General features: G+C 72.1%; 19 protein-coding genes. 9 read left to right on the top strand and 10 right to left on the bottom strand.

The window, feature by feature from the left end; all coding sequences use genetic code 11:
* Positions 1-25 precede the first annotated feature (25 nt).
* Both EIO00_RS09670 and EIO00_RS09675 read left to right on the top strand, forming a co-directional pair.
* Positions 26-919, top strand: coding sequence for a phosphorothioated DNA-binding restriction endonuclease (locus tag EIO00_RS09670; RefSeq protein ID WP_140177341.1), 894 nt, complete (start codon positions 26-28; stop codon positions 917-919).
* A gap of 89 nt (positions 920-1,008) precedes the next feature.
* The gene (locus EIO00_RS09675) at positions 1,009-1,434 is read left to right on the top strand and encodes an OsmC family protein (protein ID WP_140177343.1); all 426 of its coding nucleotides are present in this window, start codon (positions 1,009-1,011) and stop codon (positions 1,432-1,434) included.
* 52 nt (positions 1,435-1,486) lie between these two features.
* Here the strand turns inward: EIO00_RS09675 and EIO00_RS09680 are convergent, their stop codons facing one another.
* The 6 genes from EIO00_RS09680 to EIO00_RS09705 all read right to left on the bottom strand — a co-directional run bounded on the left by EIO00_RS09680 (position 1,487) and on the right by EIO00_RS09705 (position 5,434).
* Entirely contained in the window at positions 1,487-2,296 is an 810-nt protein-coding gene (locus EIO00_RS09680; RefSeq protein ID WP_140177344.1) for a ferredoxin reductase domain-containing protein, read from the bottom strand.
* A 177-nt stretch (positions 2,297-2,473) separates the two neighbouring features.
* Positions 2,474-2,911, bottom strand: coding sequence for a hypothetical protein (locus EIO00_RS09685; RefSeq protein WP_241661245.1), 438 nt, complete (start codon positions 2,909-2,911; stop codon positions 2,474-2,476).
* 92 nt (positions 2,912-3,003) lie between these two features.
* Positions 3,004-3,393, bottom strand: a complete 390-nt coding sequence (locus EIO00_RS09690) for a YccF domain-containing protein (protein WP_140177346.1) — start codon at positions 3,391-3,393, stop codon at positions 3,004-3,006.
* Between the two features lie 9 nt (positions 3,394-3,402).
* Positions 3,403-4,032, bottom strand: coding sequence for a hypothetical protein (locus EIO00_RS09695; RefSeq protein ID WP_140177347.1), 630 nt, complete (start codon positions 4,030-4,032; stop codon positions 3,403-3,405).
* Positions 4,029-4,781: a MerR family transcriptional regulator gene (locus EIO00_RS09700; protein WP_140177349.1), complete on the bottom strand. Its 753-nt coding sequence runs from the start codon at positions 4,779-4,781 to the stop codon at positions 4,029-4,031. Before EIO00_RS09700 ends, EIO00_RS09695 begins: the two co-directional genes overlap by 4 nt.
* 197 nt (positions 4,782-4,978) lie before the next feature.
* Positions 4,979-5,434 (bottom strand): nuclear transport factor 2 family protein, encoded by a 456-nt coding sequence (locus EIO00_RS09705; protein WP_140177351.1) that lies wholly within the window; start codon positions 5,432-5,434, stop codon positions 4,979-4,981.
* Positions 5,435-5,633: 199 nt separating this feature from the next.
* On the opposite strand from EIO00_RS09705, the gene sigJ reads away from it, so the two are divergent.
* The 7 genes from sigJ to EIO00_RS09740 all read left to right on the top strand — a co-directional run bounded on the left by sigJ (position 5,634) and on the right by EIO00_RS09740 (position 11,175).
* Positions 5,634-6,620 (top strand): RNA polymerase sigma factor SigJ, encoded by a 987-nt coding sequence (gene sigJ, locus EIO00_RS09710; RefSeq protein ID WP_241661246.1) that lies wholly within the window; start codon positions 5,634-5,636, stop codon positions 6,618-6,620.
* 203 nt (positions 6,621-6,823) lie between these two features.
* Positions 6,824-7,423 carry a PadR family transcriptional regulator gene (locus tag EIO00_RS09715; protein WP_140177353.1) on the top strand — a complete coding sequence of 200 codons (600 nt, stop codon included), beginning with the start codon at positions 6,824-6,826 and terminating at the stop codon, positions 7,421-7,423.
* Positions 7,410-8,045, top strand: coding sequence for a GyrI-like domain-containing protein (locus EIO00_RS09720; protein ID WP_140177355.1), 636 nt, complete (start codon positions 7,410-7,412; stop codon positions 8,043-8,045). Before EIO00_RS09715 ends, EIO00_RS09720 begins: the two co-directional genes overlap by 14 nt.
* A gap of 153 nt (positions 8,046-8,198) precedes the next feature.
* The gene (locus EIO00_RS09725) at positions 8,199-8,555 is read left to right on the top strand and encodes a nucleotide pyrophosphohydrolase (protein WP_140177357.1); all 357 of its coding nucleotides are present in this window, start codon (positions 8,199-8,201) and stop codon (positions 8,553-8,555) included.
* A 51-nt stretch (positions 8,556-8,606) separates the two neighbouring features.
* A complete protein-coding gene (locus tag EIO00_RS09730) occupies positions 8,607-9,077 on the top strand; it encodes a GNAT family N-acetyltransferase (RefSeq protein WP_161602682.1) in 471 nt (156 codons plus the stop codon).
* A 255-nt stretch (positions 9,078-9,332) separates the two neighbouring features.
* Positions 9,333-10,085, top strand: a complete 753-nt coding sequence (locus EIO00_RS09735) for a hypothetical protein (protein ID WP_140177360.1) — start codon at positions 9,333-9,335, stop codon at positions 10,083-10,085.
* Positions 10,086-10,251: 166 nt separating this feature from the next.
* On the top strand, positions 10,252-11,175 hold the full coding sequence (locus EIO00_RS09740; protein WP_140177362.1) for a hypothetical protein: 924 nt from the start codon (positions 10,252-10,254) through the stop codon (positions 11,173-11,175).
* A 247-nt stretch (positions 11,176-11,422) separates the two neighbouring features.
* On the opposite strand, the gene EIO00_RS09745 is transcribed toward EIO00_RS09740, so the two are convergent.
* From EIO00_RS09745 to EIO00_RS09760, 4 genes are all read right to left on the bottom strand, one after another.
* Positions 11,423-12,889 carry a SulP family inorganic anion transporter gene (locus tag EIO00_RS09745; protein WP_140177364.1) on the bottom strand — a complete coding sequence of 489 codons (1,467 nt, stop codon included), beginning with the start codon at positions 12,887-12,889 and terminating at the stop codon, positions 11,423-11,425.
* A gap of 14 nt (positions 12,890-12,903) precedes the next feature.
* A complete protein-coding gene (locus EIO00_RS09750; RefSeq protein ID WP_140177366.1) occupies positions 12,904-13,497 on the bottom strand; it encodes a carbonic anhydrase in 594 nt (197 codons plus the stop codon).
* A 139-nt stretch (positions 13,498-13,636) separates the two neighbouring features.
* Positions 13,637-13,966 (bottom strand): hypothetical protein, encoded by a 330-nt coding sequence (locus tag EIO00_RS09755; protein ID WP_140177368.1) that lies wholly within the window; start codon positions 13,964-13,966, stop codon positions 13,637-13,639.
* Positions 13,967-14,572: 606 nt separating this feature from the next.
* Entirely contained in the window at positions 14,573-15,175 is a 603-nt protein-coding gene (locus EIO00_RS09760) for a CGNR zinc finger domain-containing protein (protein ID WP_140177370.1), read from the bottom strand.
* Positions 15,176-15,181 lie beyond the last annotated feature (6 nt).

Here is a 15,181-nt window from a genome sequence, read left to right on the forward strand (position 1 = left end):
GGGTCCTTCTGGCACCCTGATCGCCGTGGACTGGGTGGAGCGGGTGCTGTCGATCCGGCGATGGACGCGGGGCGAGGAGCGCGCCCCGCACAAGCCGCTGCTGTTGCTGTACGCGCTCGGCCGCTACCAGCGGGAGGGTGCGGCGCCCATACGCTATTCGGCGGTGGAGCGCGAGCTGGAGCGGCTGTTGCGGGAGTTCGGCCCGCCGCGTCCCTCCACCATGGCCTACCCGTTCCACCACCTGACCAATGACGAACTGCTGTGGCAGGTGGAGACCGACGAGGGCCCGGGCAGCCCCGGCGCGAGCGCGGGACGGCTGCGGTCCTCGGGGGCGCGGGGACGGCTGCACCCTGAGCTGGTCGCGGCGCTGGACCGCGATCCGTCGCTGGTGGGGCGGCTGACGCGGGCGCTGCTGACGGCCGACTTTCCGCCGTCGCTGCACGAGGACATCTGCGCCGAGACCGGGCTGGAGCCGGCCGACGGGGAGCTCCCGGCGGCGGTGCTGCGGCGGCTGCCGCCGCGCGACCCGGGGTTCCGGCTGCGGGTGCTGGAGGCGTACCGGTTCCGCTGCGCGTTCTGCGACTATGACGGGTGGCTCGGCGGGCGGCCGGTGGGGCTGGACGCGGCGCATGTGCGGTGGCGGGCGTACGAGGGGCCGGACGATCCGGCCAACGGGCTGTCGCTGTGCGCGCTGCACCACCGGCTGTTCGACCGGGGGGTGCTGGGACTGACCCGGGACCGCACCATCGTGGTGTCCTCGGCGTTCCGGGCCCGCTCCCCGGTCGCGGCGCGGCTGGTGCACGACCTGGCGGGGCGTCCGGTCCGCTCCCCGGACGGCGGCGCGGAGTGCGACCCCGTCCACATCGACTGGCACGCCGCCCAGGTCTTCCGTGGACCGGCGATCGCCCGTGCGGCGTGATCGGCACCGGGTCGGACCGGAGATTCCCCGCGGTATTGAATGGGTGTGACAACGACCACGGGTTTTCTCCGAACGAGAGGAATCTGATCATGGCCACGACCCGCACCGCCAACGCGCACTGGGAGGGGCCGCTGATGGGCGGCAAGGGGACGGTGTCCCTGGACTCCTCGGGCGTGGGCTCGTTCGAGGTGAACTGGCCGTCGCGCGCCGAGTCCCCGGAGGGCAAGACCAGCCCCGAGGAGCTGATCGCCGCGGCCCACTCCACCTGCTACTCGATGGCGCTCTCGCACGCCCTGGCCGGCGCCGGGACGCCGCCGGAGACGGTCGACACCAAGGCCGACGTCACCTTCCAGCCGGGCGAGGGCATCACCGGGATCCACCTGACCGTCCGCGCCAAGGTCCCCGGCCTGTCGGCGGAGGACTTCAAGAAGGCGGCGGAGAACGCCAAGGCCGGCTGCCCGGTCAGCAAGGCGCTGGCCGGCACCACCATCACCCTCGACGCCGCCCTGGTCTGACGTTCCGCCGGTCCCGCTCCCGGGCGGGAGCGGGACCGGTCCAACCGGCGGCTCAGTCCATGCGGACCAGCTGGTCGTAGCCGAAGACGGGGCCGTTCTTGCAGGCCAGCAGCGTCCGCTCGGCCCGCCGGCCCCCGACGTGGCAGCGGCCGCAGACCGCGTCGGTGCACCGGATCAACGAGTGGGCGGCGACCTGGATGCGGTGCGCGGCCACCCCGCGGTCGGCCAGCCGCCGGGCCGCCTCCAGCGTCATCGGCACCGGCCCGGCCAGCAGCGCCACCGTCCCCGGGGGCGGGCCGGGCCGGCCGTCGGCGACGTCGGCCATGCTCAGGCGGGGGCCGGTGGCGATGGTGACGTCCATGCCGCGGGCCACCCACAGATCCGCGTCGGCGTGCAACGGCAGCGCCGAGGTCCGGCTCCCGCCGACCCAGATCCGCACGCCGGCGTACCGTTCGGTGCCCGCCACCACCTGGTCCAGCACCGGCCGCAGCGTGGCCAGCCCGCTCTCCCATGCGGCCAGCAGCAGGGGCCGACCGGAGGCGGCGCGCAGGTCCCAGCCGGTGCCGAACGGGCCGCGCACGCCCAGGATCGTTCCAGGCTCGCCGAACGCCCCGCCGCACGGCACCCGCAGCGTGGTCACCTCCAGTCCGTCGCAGGCGCCCCCGGTGACGGCGGCGACGCGCACGCCGGACCGGGCGTGCAGCACCCAGTACTGTCCCGGCAGTGCGGGAGGCGGTTCGGCGTCGGCCTCGCACGGGGTGAGAACGAGCGACATCATGCCCGCGGTGTGCGGGTACCGGGCCAGCACCCGGTACTCCCGGGTCCCCGGAGCCCATCCGCGGCCTCGTCCCTCACCCGGCATCCTGCTCCTCCCCACGCTGTCGACGATCGCTTCGGCACCGCCTGGCCCTTACCCACCGCGTCGGCACGGAATGTCCCTGGTAGGGCCGGTGTCGCGGTCACGTCATGCCACCGTTCAGCCGAATGCCTGTTCAGGCAAGGGGTGACCCGCCGAATGTGGCCCGTATCACCCCGCCCTTCACCTCGTCGCGGCGCGGGCACGAGCGCGGTATCCGGCCACATGCGCGGCCGGATCCCCGGCCACCGCAGCCAGCTCACGAGCCAGCAGCGCGGCATCGGCCTTCGGGAGCCACAGGAGCGGGCGCCGCAGCCGCACGCTCCAGGATCGGGGATCAGGGAACGCCTCCAGCCGTTCCACCAGAGGCCGCAGCTCCACCCCGCTCCCCCATGGCGCCAGCGTCTCCACCCGCAGCCGGCAGCCGCGCGGGAACTCCCGCTCCCCGAACACCACCGGCTCCTCCAACGCGACCACCGGCGATGTCACCACCGCCCTGCCGATCACGCGTCCGCGATCCCGCGTCGGATTGCCGAACGCCCCGCGGGTCGCGTACATCAGCAGCTCGTCCCCCGCGGCCAGCCGATCCACCTCGGCCCGCGCCGTCGTCGGGAACGCCATCGCTGCTCCGTCAGCACCCGGCGATGGCGTCCCGGTCCCCGAGGATCAACAGGCACGTCTCACTCACGGCCGACACCGTAGTCCAGGGCCGGTCAGCCCACCGCGCGGTCGTCGACGGGAACGATCTCGCGGCCCAGCGGGGTCAGGGAGATGGGGATCATCTTGATGTTGGCGACGCCGAGCGGGATGCCGATGATCGTCAGGCACAGCAGGGCGCCGGTGATGAGGTGGCTCAACGCCAGCTCCCAGCCGACGACGATGATCCAGATGACGTTGCCGATGAGCGACATCGCCCCTGCGGTGGGCTTGCGCTTGACGGTCCGCCCGAACGGCCACAGCGCGTAGGCGGCGATCCTGAACGAGGCGATCCCGAACGGGATCGTGATGATCAGGAGGCAGCAGATCACCCCGGCGACGACGTATCCGATCGCCAGCCACAAGCCCGCCAACACCAGCCACAGCACGTTCAAGACCGTCCGCATGCCGGCAGTCTAGGCGCCGGCGCGGTCCGTGTCCGGGGCGATGCGCAGGGCCGTGCAGACCGCGCGGGGGTCGTCGGCGTAGAACCGGACGGTGCGGACCCGGACGCGGGCGCCCAGCGGACGGACGGCGACGACCGGTTCGGACAGTTCGACCACCACGTTCGTCTGCGAGCCGACCGCCACGGCGAGCACGTCGCCGTCCACCCTGATCCAGCCGCTTTCGTCGAAGTTGCGGACGCGCCGCACGTCGGTGATCAGCGTGCGCGGAACCCGCAGGTCGAAGAACGCCCCGTAGCGGATCCGCAGCTCCTCGGGCGTGACGACGTGCGGACGGGTGACGCAGGCGGCGATGACGGCCAGCACGATCAGCACGGAATAGGCGTCGATCACCAAGACGACGGTGCGCAGGACCGTCGGGACGTCCAGCGCCCGCAGCAGGACCTCCAGGCCGATCAGCTCCACGACCATCGCGATCAGCCACATCAACATGGCAGGGGTCTCCGCGCCCGAGTAGGGCGCCGCGGTCGCGCCGGGCGGCACCCCGTCACGGCGCCGCAGCGCCCACAGCACGAGGCTGACCATGCCCTTGGCGTCGAACTCCATCAGCCGCCGGGCCACGCCCACGAGCCGCGCCGTCACATCCGCTCCCTGAGCATCGTCACCACCTGCCGGAACACCTCGGCCTGCGCGGCCGACAGCTCGGCCGACACCGCCCGCAGCCAGTCGTCCATCCGCCCGTCGTCCACGGCGGAGAGCATCGCCGTGACCATCTCCTCGGGAAAGTGGTCGGCCATGTCCCGGGCGACCTCGGCGACGCGGGGGTCGCCTGGATCGGCGTCGGCCAGTTCGTCCAGCCGCGCGTACAGCCGCTGCGTCTCGGCCAGCGCCGCGGGCTCCAGCAGCGGCCGGAACAGCTCGGCGACCCGGGCTCGGGCAGCGGGATCGGCGTTGGCGTCCAGCAGTATCAGCATCTCCCGGTCGAACCGGGCGATCGCCGAGTCCTCGACGGGCAGGTCGCGCAGCACCGCCGCCATGTCGGGCGAGACCGTGGAGTCCGGATTCAGGTCCGCCTCGGCCAACAGCACCGCCAGCCGTTCCCGTCGGGCCGCGAGCGCCTGCTGCTGCCGGGCCAGATCGTCGTCGAGCCCCTGGAGGACCTCGCGCAGCTCGCGTCCCCGGTCGTCGGCCAGCACGTCGCGGATCTCCTCCAGCGACAGCCCCAGCTCCACCAGCCGCCGCACGCGCGCCAGCGTGACCGCGTCCCGCAGCCGGTACTCCCGGTATCCGTTGACCCTCCGTTCGGGTTCCGGAAGCAGCCCGCGCTGGTGGTAGTAGCGCACGGTGCGGGTGGACACGCCGACCAATGCCGCGAGTTCGCCGATCCGCATGCCCCCAGTACAGACGTTGACGTCGCGTCAAGGTCAAGCGGGCGGCCGAGCCTTCGTCGGTCTGCCCGATCGTGACGGTCCGGGCTTCTCGGCCACCGTGGGCATGGGCGGCCGGGAACTCCCCAGGGGACCGTCGATCGGGACGCGCCGGGGGTGAACGGCGTCGCCCGGGCCGCGGAGGTGCTCCGTCCGGCGCGTCAGCGGGGGCCTTCCGCCGCCCGGGGTGCTGAGCCGGTCGGCGGGCCGTGGTCGAGGTGGCGGATCTCGTAGACGCGTTCGGTGAACCTCCATCCCTCATCGGTGCGCCGGTAGCGGTCGTGGTAGACGCCGTGGTTCAGGTGGGAACCGCCGTCGCGCAGGCCGATGAGCTCGTGGATGTAGGCACGGCCGGTGGCGGTGTCGCCGTCTATACGGATCACGCCCGGGTGGGTGGTCTGTATGAAGAGGGACACCAGGGCGTCCCGCCGCTCGCCCCAGGCGCGGATCCGCTCCCGACCGGCGAGCTCGACGCGGATATGGGGCATGCGCAGCACGCCATCGGGTGTGAACAGCGATGCGATGCGGTCGTAGTCGTTCATCATCGCCGCGTCGGTGAACTCGCCGCGCAGCGCCTCGATCTCGACGCGGTCGGCGATCTCCTGAAAGTCGCCCATCGTCTTCTCCCCTCGTCTTCGGAGCCGGCGGGGTCACGGCCGCCGCTCGCGACGTTCGCGGGAGCCGGTCATGATGCCGCCGGGCCTTCCCGCCCGTCGGGCGGGGCGGCGCTCCCCTCGATGGGAACGACGATGCGGCTCGCCGGAACGTGAGGCGGCACGACGGCCTCACGGTTCGGCGCCGTATTTCGTCAGATCGGTGAGGGCAGATGCGAGCGAGGGGGCCGACGGCATCATGACCATCCCGTCCGAGCCGGAAGACGGCCGGTCCGATCCGGAGCTGAGCGCGGTCATGAGCGAGCGGCGCCGGCTGATCAATCTCGCCTACCGGCTGCTGGGCTCCCTGTCCGAGGCCGAGGACGTCGTGCAGGAGGCCTGCGCCCGCTGGTACGCCCTGCCTCATCGGCAGCGGGAGACCATCGAATCGGTCAGCGGCTGGCTGATGAAGGTCACCGGCCGCATCTGCCTGGACCTGCTGAGATCGGCGCGCACGAGGCGGGAGCGCTACGTGGGCGATTGGCTTCCCGAACCGCTGCCCGATCGCGCAGAGTGGATCGGCGGCCGGCCCGGGGCCGACGCCCCCGTCGACCCGGCCGACCGGATCACCCTCGATGAGTCGGTCACCATGGCCTTCCTCATCGTGCTCGAATCGATGACCCCGTCCGAACGCGTCGCGTTCGTCCTGCACGACGTCTTCCGTTACCCCTTCGCCGAAGTGGCCGAGATCGTCGGCCGCACCCCGGCGGCATGCCGCCAGCTGGCCTCCTCGGCCCGCCGCCGCATCCGTGCCGTGCAGACCCCCGAACCCCCGGTCTCCCGGCAGGCCGATCTCGTCCGGGCCTTCAGACGGGCCTGGGAGGCCAAGGACGTCAACGCCCTCATCGATCTTCTCGATCCCGACGCCACCGCGATCGCCGACGGCGGCGGCCGGGTCGCCGCCCGGCTCCGTCCTCTCCGGGGCGGCGAGCAGATCGCCCGCTATCTGGTCGATCTCGCCGGCCGAATGCTCGACAACGTGACTTTCATCCAGCGCACGGTCAACGGGCGCCCCGGTCTGGTGGCCCGGCAGAACGGCGTCACCGTGACGGTGCTGGCATTCGACGTCGCAGCCGACCGGATCAAACACATCTGGGCGGTGCGCAACCCTGACAAGCTCCGCCGCTGGCCGACAGACCGGAACCGGTGAAAGCGGCTGCCGAGGGGCCGCGCCGTCAGAAGCCGCCGGCCCCGGCGCCGCCCCCGGCTCGCAGAAGAGGCGGAGGACGGCACCGCGGTCGGCGGAGGGCGTCTCGGGCGTGATCCGGCGGCCTTCCGACCGGCGGGCCGTTCGATCCCGCCCAGATCATCGCATCCGGCCCGCCCCCCTTATTCCAGTACTAGAATAAAAGGGTGGGCGCCGATCTGACCCCCGCCGAGCTGACCCTGCTCGGCCTGCTCGTGGAGAAGCCGCGGCACGGGTACGAGCTGGACGAGGTCATCGACGCGCGCGGCATGCGCGAGTGGACCGAGATCGGCTTCAGCTCGATCTACTACCTGCTGGGCCGGCTCCGCGACCGTGGACTGATCACCGAGGTCGGCGCGCCGCGCGCGACCAAGGGGAAGGCCCGCCGGGTGTACCGGCCGACGGATGAGGGACGCCGGGTGTGCGCGCAGGCGGCCGAGGCCGCGATCGCCGAGCTCCGGCCGGTGTTCCCGCCCGTCCTGATCGGCCTGGCCAACCAGCCGCTCATCCCGCCCGAGCGGCTGCGGGCCGCGCTCGACCGGCGGGCCGCAGCCCTGCAAGAGAAGATCGCCGCGCTCACGGCGGCCCGCGCCGCCCGATCCGACGCGCCCGATTTCGTCCGCGCCATCTTCGACCACGCGCTGGGCCAGCTGGCCGCCGAGCAGCAGTGGCTGGCCGACTACCGGATGAAGACGACCGGCTCTGACGAGCGGCCTCCCGACCCGTCCCCCACCACCGCGGAGGCAGAGGACCATGACCCGCTATGACGTCAAACGCGCGCTCAAGCACTGCTACGCGCCGAAGAACACCGACTGGGCGCTGGTCGAGGTGCCCGCGCAACAGTTCATCGCCATCGACGGCCGCGGCGACCCCAACACCGGCGCCGACTACGCCCGCGCCGTCGAGGCGCTCTACGCCGTCGCCTACACGATCAAGTTCACCAGCAAGACCGCCCTCGGCAGGGACTTCGTCGTCGGCCCGCTCGAAGGGCTGTGGTGGGCCGACGACCCGAACGTGTTCCTCACCCGCGTCAAGGACGCCTGGCGCTGGCGGATGCTCATCAGCCAGCCCGACTGGATCACCGAGGAGCTCATCGAGGAGGCCAAGCGGGCCGCGCTGAGGAAGAAGGGCCTTCCCGCGATCGCCGAGATCCGCCGCCTGACCCTGGAGGAGGGCACCAGCGCCCAGCTCCTGCACATCGGTCCCTACGACGACGAGGGGCCCGCGCTCGCCAGGCTCCATCACGAGTATCTCGCCGCCCACGGTCTGCGCATGGTCGGCCACCACCACGAGATCTACCTCAGCGATCCCCGGCGGACCGAGCCCGCCAAGCTCAAGACCATCCTCCGGCAGCCCGTTCGGGCGGCGGACGCGCCACAGGGAACGTGACAGAAGGTACGACGGGAGAAAGGGTCTGCCGCCGACGGCCGGTCCTCTCCTCCGGAGCTCTGCGCACGCCGTGCCGGGACCGGCGCCTCGCGCCCGTCGTCGCACGGGGCAAATCCGATGCCCTCATCGGGGGCCTCGCCTAACCTGGCCGGGATGGGCGATCTGGGGAAGCTGGCGGAGCGGTTGCGGGAGTTCGCGGCGGCACGGGAGTGGGAGCACTACCACACGCCGAAGAACCTGGTGATGGCGCTGGCCGGAGAGGTGGGCGAGCTGGTCGCCGAGTTCCAGTGGCTGACGGCCGAGGAGGCGGCGTCGATCATGGACGACCCGCAGGCGGGGCGGCGGGTGCGGGCCGAGATCGGCGACGTGGTCGCCTACCTGGTGCGGCTGGCGGACGTGCTCGGAATCGATCTTCTGGAGGCGGCGGAGGCCAAGCTGGCCGAGAGCGAACGCCGCTACGACCCGGCCCGCTATCGCGGCGTCTACCGCAAGGCCCCGCCCCTGGAGTGACCGTCCATGCCCCGGCTCGTGCGGCGGCAAAGGCACGGGATTGGAGGATCCATGGAGATCAGGCTCGCCGGTCCAGATGACGACCTCCCGCTGGAAGAACTGCGGACGACGCTGGATGAGGAGTCCACGTTCATGCTCATGGAACCGGGCGAGCGGGCCGTCCCGGACTCCGAACGGCCACGGCTCTCCTATCGGGTGGTCGCCGCCGAAGGCGAGCGGCTGGTGGGGTTCGTGAGCGTGTCGGTCATGCCGTACGCGCGGGTCCGGCATCGCGGCCATGTGGTGATGGGGGTGCGGGCTTCGCACACCGGCCGGGGCGTGGGACGCGCCCTGCTGGAGAGGGCGATCGCCGAGGCGCGGTCACGCGGGCTGAGCCGGCTGGAGCTGACCGTGATGACGCACAACCGCCGGGCTCTGGCCCTCTACACGCGTTGCGGATTCCAAGTGGAGGGGCTGCGCCGGGCGTCGATGATCATCGGCGGCGACAGGGTCGACGAGTACTACATGGGGCTTCTGCTATAGCCGGAACGTTCATTCACGGCGGAGAAATCGACGCCTTCGCGCACTGCAAGAGCAGTTCCTGCGGACGACAATAAGGCACATGGGCGCCCCATATCCCTGAGGGCGTCGATCCGCCCGCCGGCAATGATGTCTCCAAAGGTGCGGACCTTTTCGCTCGGGCGGCATGGCGCGCTCGATCACTGGCTATCTCTAGCCCTGCCCCGCGCATCGCGGGCATCACAGCGCGCTTATCCCGCAATGAGCAAGGAGACTCGCATGATCAAGCGACTGGCCCGTGTCGGCATGATGTCCGCCGCCCTCGGCGGACTGCTGCTGACCTCCCCGGCCGCCTGGGCCGGCGACCATGGACACGTCACCGTCGACTACTACGCGGTGGACGGCGACGGGCGCTACGAGCGGCACTACGAGTGCGACAAGCACGACAAGCACGGCAAGCACCACGAGTGCGATTTCGAGGACACGCTCTACGGCTTCTACAAGGAGATCCTGAAGGCGTTCTACGAGAGCGACGAGCACAAGGGCCACTACTACGACGGCTACCACCACGACGGCCACGACGGCTACAAGGACGACCACTACGACGGCTACAAGAAGGGCTACGGCCACGGCTACGAAGACGGTCACAAGAAGGGCCACGGCCACGGCTACGAAGACGCCGAGAAGGACGTCCACGGCCGTGACGACCACAAGGGCGACCACCACGACGGCCACAAGAAGGGCTACGGCCACGGCTACGAAGACGCCGAGAAGGACGTCCACGGCCGTGACGACCACAAGGGCGACCACCACGACGGCTACAAGAACGACGGCCGCGACGACCACAAGGGCTATGGCCACGACGGCCACAAGAACGACGGTCATGACGGCGGCTACAAGGGCGACCACCACGACGGCCACGACGGCTACAAGAACGACGGCCACGACGGCCACAAGGGCGGTGACCACGACGTCGTCCTCGGCCTCACGCTCGACGACGCCCTGAAGGGCGCCCACGGCCACCACGCCTGAGCCGACGCCGTCCCGGCATCGTCCTGGCCACGGCCGGCCGAGGTCCATGTGACCTGGTCGGTCTTTGCGCCGTCCGCGCGTCGGAGTCGACCGCCGCGAGCCGCTGTTCGTCGACGGGCGTGCGGGCGGCGCAGTCTTGTCGGCGAGACGGCGTACGCTGCCGCGCATGTCCGAGATCGTGGACTACGGTCGATTCGCCGAGCGGCTGGCCCGGGTCATGCCCCGGTGGGACGCACGGGACCGGATGACGGAGGCGGAGTTCGCCGCACATCTGGCCGACACCGGTCCGCGATGGGAGCTGCTGGACCGGTTCCAGCGGGAGTGGGGTTATGAGCCATCCGGCAGGCCGGTGGTCTGGCCGAAGGGAGCGAATGCCGGGCATGGGGAGCACATGCGGAAGCTCGGGGCGGAGCCGACCGGTGCGGAGCAGGACGAGCCCGCCGGGGCGGACCTCTCCCTGCCGATCCCCCGTGCTCTGGACGAATGGTGGGAGCTGCCGTTCAATTCGTTCTCACGCAGCCCGTGGCTTTATTGGACCAACCCGGAGTATCCGCCGAGAGTGCGGCCCGACCCTTCCGGGTACGGGGCGGGCCCGGCGCTGCCGGAGGACAACCCGTTCGTAGGGCCGGACGAGGACCGACGGGTCTGCGTGTTCATGGCCGAGTACGAGTACTGCAACGAGTGGGGTTACCTGGCGGCCGAGGCGCATCTGGCCGATCCCCGGGTGCTGGTGGGTCTCGGAGAGGAGTGGACGCTGCAGGACCGGTCGATCTCGGAGTTCTTCCTGCACCTGGCGATCGAGCGGCTGCCCGCCTCCCTCGGCTGGAGGCTGGAGACGGACGATGATCCCGAGCTGGTCGAACGCATGCGGGCCGCGTTCCCGGACATGGGGTTGCAGCCGTGGCGGGAGCTGGAGCAGGAGGCCCGGTGCTACGGCGGTCCCGACGTGATCGTTCGGCATGACACCGGGTCGGGCGACTTCCCGGTGCTCCTGTACGGCCGTACCCGGGAGGCCGTGGAGCGGGCCGCGCAGACTTTGGGGATCGACCTCTCCGGGCACGTCGTCACCGGTCCGGAGCGGCGCCCCTGACCCCTCGCCCGGCGTTCCGGCCGTTCGGGCCCGGGCCCGGGCCCGGGCCGGCTGGACCGGGACGGGCCCGGCGCGTCGTGCCGGACACCGGTGCGCGGAAGGCGGACGCGCCGCAGGCGGCGCGTCCGCGGTCACCGCACGACCCGAACGGCTCCGGCACCGCCGGTCGGCGGCGGATCGGTGACGGACCGGCGGCGCCGGAGCCGGTGCCGACGGCACGGCCGTGCCGCCTCGCCATTCCGCAGGATCAGGTGGCGGCGCCCACGATCGCCACGGCGGCGGGGGTCTCGCCGCCGTGGGCACGATGGCGGTCCGCCCAGGCGATCAGGGCGGTGCGGCAGGCGTGGTCCAGGTGCCGCAGGCCGCTCAGGTCGAGCTCGATGCGACGATCCCGGGGAAGCGCCTCCAAGGCGTCGAGCATATTCGGCAGACGCAGGAACGTGGCGTTCCCGGTGAGGGTCACCCGGATCGGGCCGGCGCCGTCGTCGTCGACCCTGACGCTGACGTGGGAGGTCTCCCAGGCGGTCTTCAACACCGCCAGCAGCAGGCCCAGCAGGACGCCCTCGAGCAGGTTGAGGGCGACCACGGCGATCATCGTGCAGAGCAGGACGACCGCCTCGCCCCGATGCTCCCGCCACAGCGGCGCCATCCGGCCGAACGGGATCAGCTTCCAGCCGGTGTGGATCAGCACGCCCGACAACGCGGCCAGCGGGACGGCCTCCAGGGCGGCGGGGAACAGCGCCGCGAACAGCAGCAGCCACGCCCCGTGCAGCACCCGGGACGCCTTGGTGCGCGCGCCCGCGTTGAGATTGGCGGAGCTGCGGACGATGACGGCGGTCATCGGCAGCGCCCCGAGCGCGCCGCACACGGCGTTGCCCGCGCCTTGAGCCATCAGCTCCTTGTCGTAGTGGGTGCGCGGGCCGTCGTGCATGCGGTCCACGGCGGCGGCGCTGAACAGGCTCTCCGCCGAGGAGATCAGCGCCAGCGCCAGCACGGTGCCGAGCACGCCGATCTCGGCGAGCCGGGCCAGGTCCTCGACGCCGGGCGGCCGGATCGCCGCGGCCAGCCCGTTCACCTCCAGCCCGGCCGCCGGCAGGTCGAACGCCGCGACCACGGCGGTGGCCAGGGCGACCGCCGCCAGCGGGGCGGGGATCGCCCGGATGCGGGCGGGCAGGCGCGGCCAGGCCGCCAGCACCGCGATGGTGCCGGCGCCGACGGCCACCGCGGTCGTCGCCTCGGCCGATCCGAACCCTTGCACGGCCAGGGCGGGCAGCCCGGCGATCCGGGCCGGGCCGGAGTCGGGGGCGGCGACGTCGGCCATCGCGTACAGCTGCCCGGCGATGATGGTCAGGCCGATCCCGGCGAGCATGCCCTCGACGACGGCCACCGTGATCGCCCGGAACCAGCGGCCCATCCGCAGCGCGCCGAGCAGGATCTGCAACAGCCCGGCGGCCAGCACCAGCATGCCCAGGACGGACGGGCCGTGCCGGTGCACCGCATCGTGCACCAGCACGGTCAGCCCTGCGGCGGGTCCGCTGACCTGCAGGCTGCTGCCCGGCAGCGGGCCGACGACCAGGCCGCCGACGATGCCGGTGACCAGTCCCAGCTCGGCCGGGACACCGGAGGCGACGGCGATGCCCACGCACAGGGGCAGGGCGACCAGGAACACCGCGAACGAGGCGGCCAGGTCGCGTCGCCAGGTCTCGGCGGTCATGGTGCGTCCCCCGGTCACAGCGGCAGGAACAGGTCGTCGCCGGGCCGGCAGGCGAACACCAGGCCGGTGTGCACCTGGTAGAACCAGCCGTGCAGGGTGATCCGTCCCTCCTCCAGCCGTCGCCGGATCGACGGATACTCGCGCAGCCGTTCCAACTGGGCCAGCACGTGCCCGTGGACCGCATGGTCGAGGTCGCGGTCGGAGGGCGGTCGAGCGGGAGGCGGCTCGGCTGCGTGGGCGAGCCAGCCGTTCAGGGCCGGGACCGCGGTCAGCTCCTCGCCGCGGGCCAGTGCGGCGACGGCGGCGCAGTGGGAGTGCCCGCACACCACCACGTGCGCGACGCCGAGGACCTCGACGGCGAACTCGATGGTGGCGGCCTCTCCGGTGGGCCGCTCCAGGCTGTAGCGGGGCACGATCTGGCCGGCGGTGCGCAGCTCGAACAGCTGGCCCGGTCCGGCGCCGGTGATCAAAGAGGGGACGACGCGCGAGTCGGAACAGGTGATGAAGAGCGCCTCGGGCCGCTGGCCCTGGGCCAGCGGGGCCAGCGACCGGCCGGACGCGGCCAGTCGGGCGGGGAAGGTACGGGCGTGCTCGATGAACGCGTGCATACGGGGATTCCTCCAGGGGCGCCGCGCATGCCGAGGCGGCGCATCGATGGAGCGGACATGAGGTGCGGCGGGAAGCGCGCACGCCTGCCCCGCGTCCGGGCGTCGCAGGACGCCGGACGGGGCCGCGCGCCGCGGGCGCTCAGCAGCGCAGCACCTGGATCCGGGCGAGGTTCTCCCCGGTATCGGGCGGGCCCGGCCACCACGATCGGCCCCCGAACCCGTACAGCCGCAGCGTCCGGACCTCCCCCTCCTGGGTGATCCGGCGCCAGATTCTGTACGCTATGCGCCTTTCCAGCGGTGCTCTGTGGACCTCCTCGGCACCGTGGGGGCGGGAGGCCACGAGTGCTCGTTTGAGCTCTTCGGACTCCTCGCGTTCGGCCGGCGGGGAGTCGGCGGCGAAGGCCGCGGCCCCGCCCCGGCGCTGGCCGCCGTCCCATGACGCGACGACCGGGACGGCGGGCAGGACCATGCACAGGCAGAGCAGCCAGCAAAGCAGCCTCGTGGCGTCGCTTCGTGTCCTGCCCTGCATATCACCGCCCGCCTCGCTTCACCCCTCTCGTTCCCGAGGAACGCCGGGGCGACGCACGAATGAACGACCGCGGATGGACGACATTGCGCTTCCAGGAAGCGCGGCGTCAAACGCTCCGCACCAAATATAACCATGTCGTGATTCACCATGCCGCCACTGTTCGGTTGCGAGCGGCGTCATATCCCCCTCACCAGCCCCCGCAAATCACCACAATTTCCCAGAAATCGAACGGCACGGTCCCCGCCCTGGCCGCACCTCCCGAAGGCGCCCCGGAACAGGCCGGACACCGGCCGAGCGCCGCCGGAACGACCGAAAAAGGAGGTGAGATCCTTCACCGAAAAACCAAGGAATATCGACGGAGACAATGCCTTCGGCCGCCCGCCGTATCCGGGACAGAGGCCGCCCGGCCGCCCTTTTCCGGCAGGCCGGCCGGATGCGGCGTACCGTCGGCGCTCCGGTGTCCCCTCGACGTCCCGCCGGATTTCCCGCGACGGGCGCCGGCCGGACGTTCGACCTCGGCCGGGCGTTCTCCGCCCGGCCGGCCCGTCAGGACTTCGCGGAGCCGCGGGCGCGGTGGGCCCGGACCTTGTGGCGGTTGCCGCAGTGCTCCATCGAGCACCAGCGGCGCCGGCCCGGGCGCGAGGTGTCGACGTAGACGAGGTGGCAGTCGTCGGCCGCACAGGTCCGGATGCGGTCGGCGAACGGTCCGGTGAACAGGTCGACGGCGTCCCGCGCCACGGTCGACAGCAGGTGCGTCCCGGTGGCTCCGGCGGCCCAGCCGCGCGCACCGCCCGGTTCGAGCACGGGGACCAGCGGCGGGCGGGCGGCGGCCCCGTTGACGACGGCCAGATCCTCGGGCGCCGGGTCCTCGTCCCGGATGCGGGCCGTGGCGGCCCGCCACAGGGCGTCGCGCAGCCGCCGGGCGGCGACCACCTCGGCCTCGGTGATCTCCAGCTCGGGGGTGGGGGTCAGCCGGGAGCGTTCGGCCCATGCGGCGAGGTCGGCGGGGACGTGCAGGACCTCATGCCGCGCGAACGCGCCGGGACCGCCGGTGACCAGCAGTTCCAGGCACAACGCGCCGGGATCGAAGCGGTAGAGGGCCCCGGTGCGGGAGCGCAGCGTCATCCCCGGGGTTGCCGATGCGTCCATGTAACC

It is taken from the genome of Thermomonospora catenispora (assembly GCF_006363815.1).
Classification (GTDB): domain Bacteria; phylum Actinomycetota; class Actinomycetes; order Streptosporangiales; family Streptosporangiaceae; genus Thermomonospora; species Thermomonospora catenispora.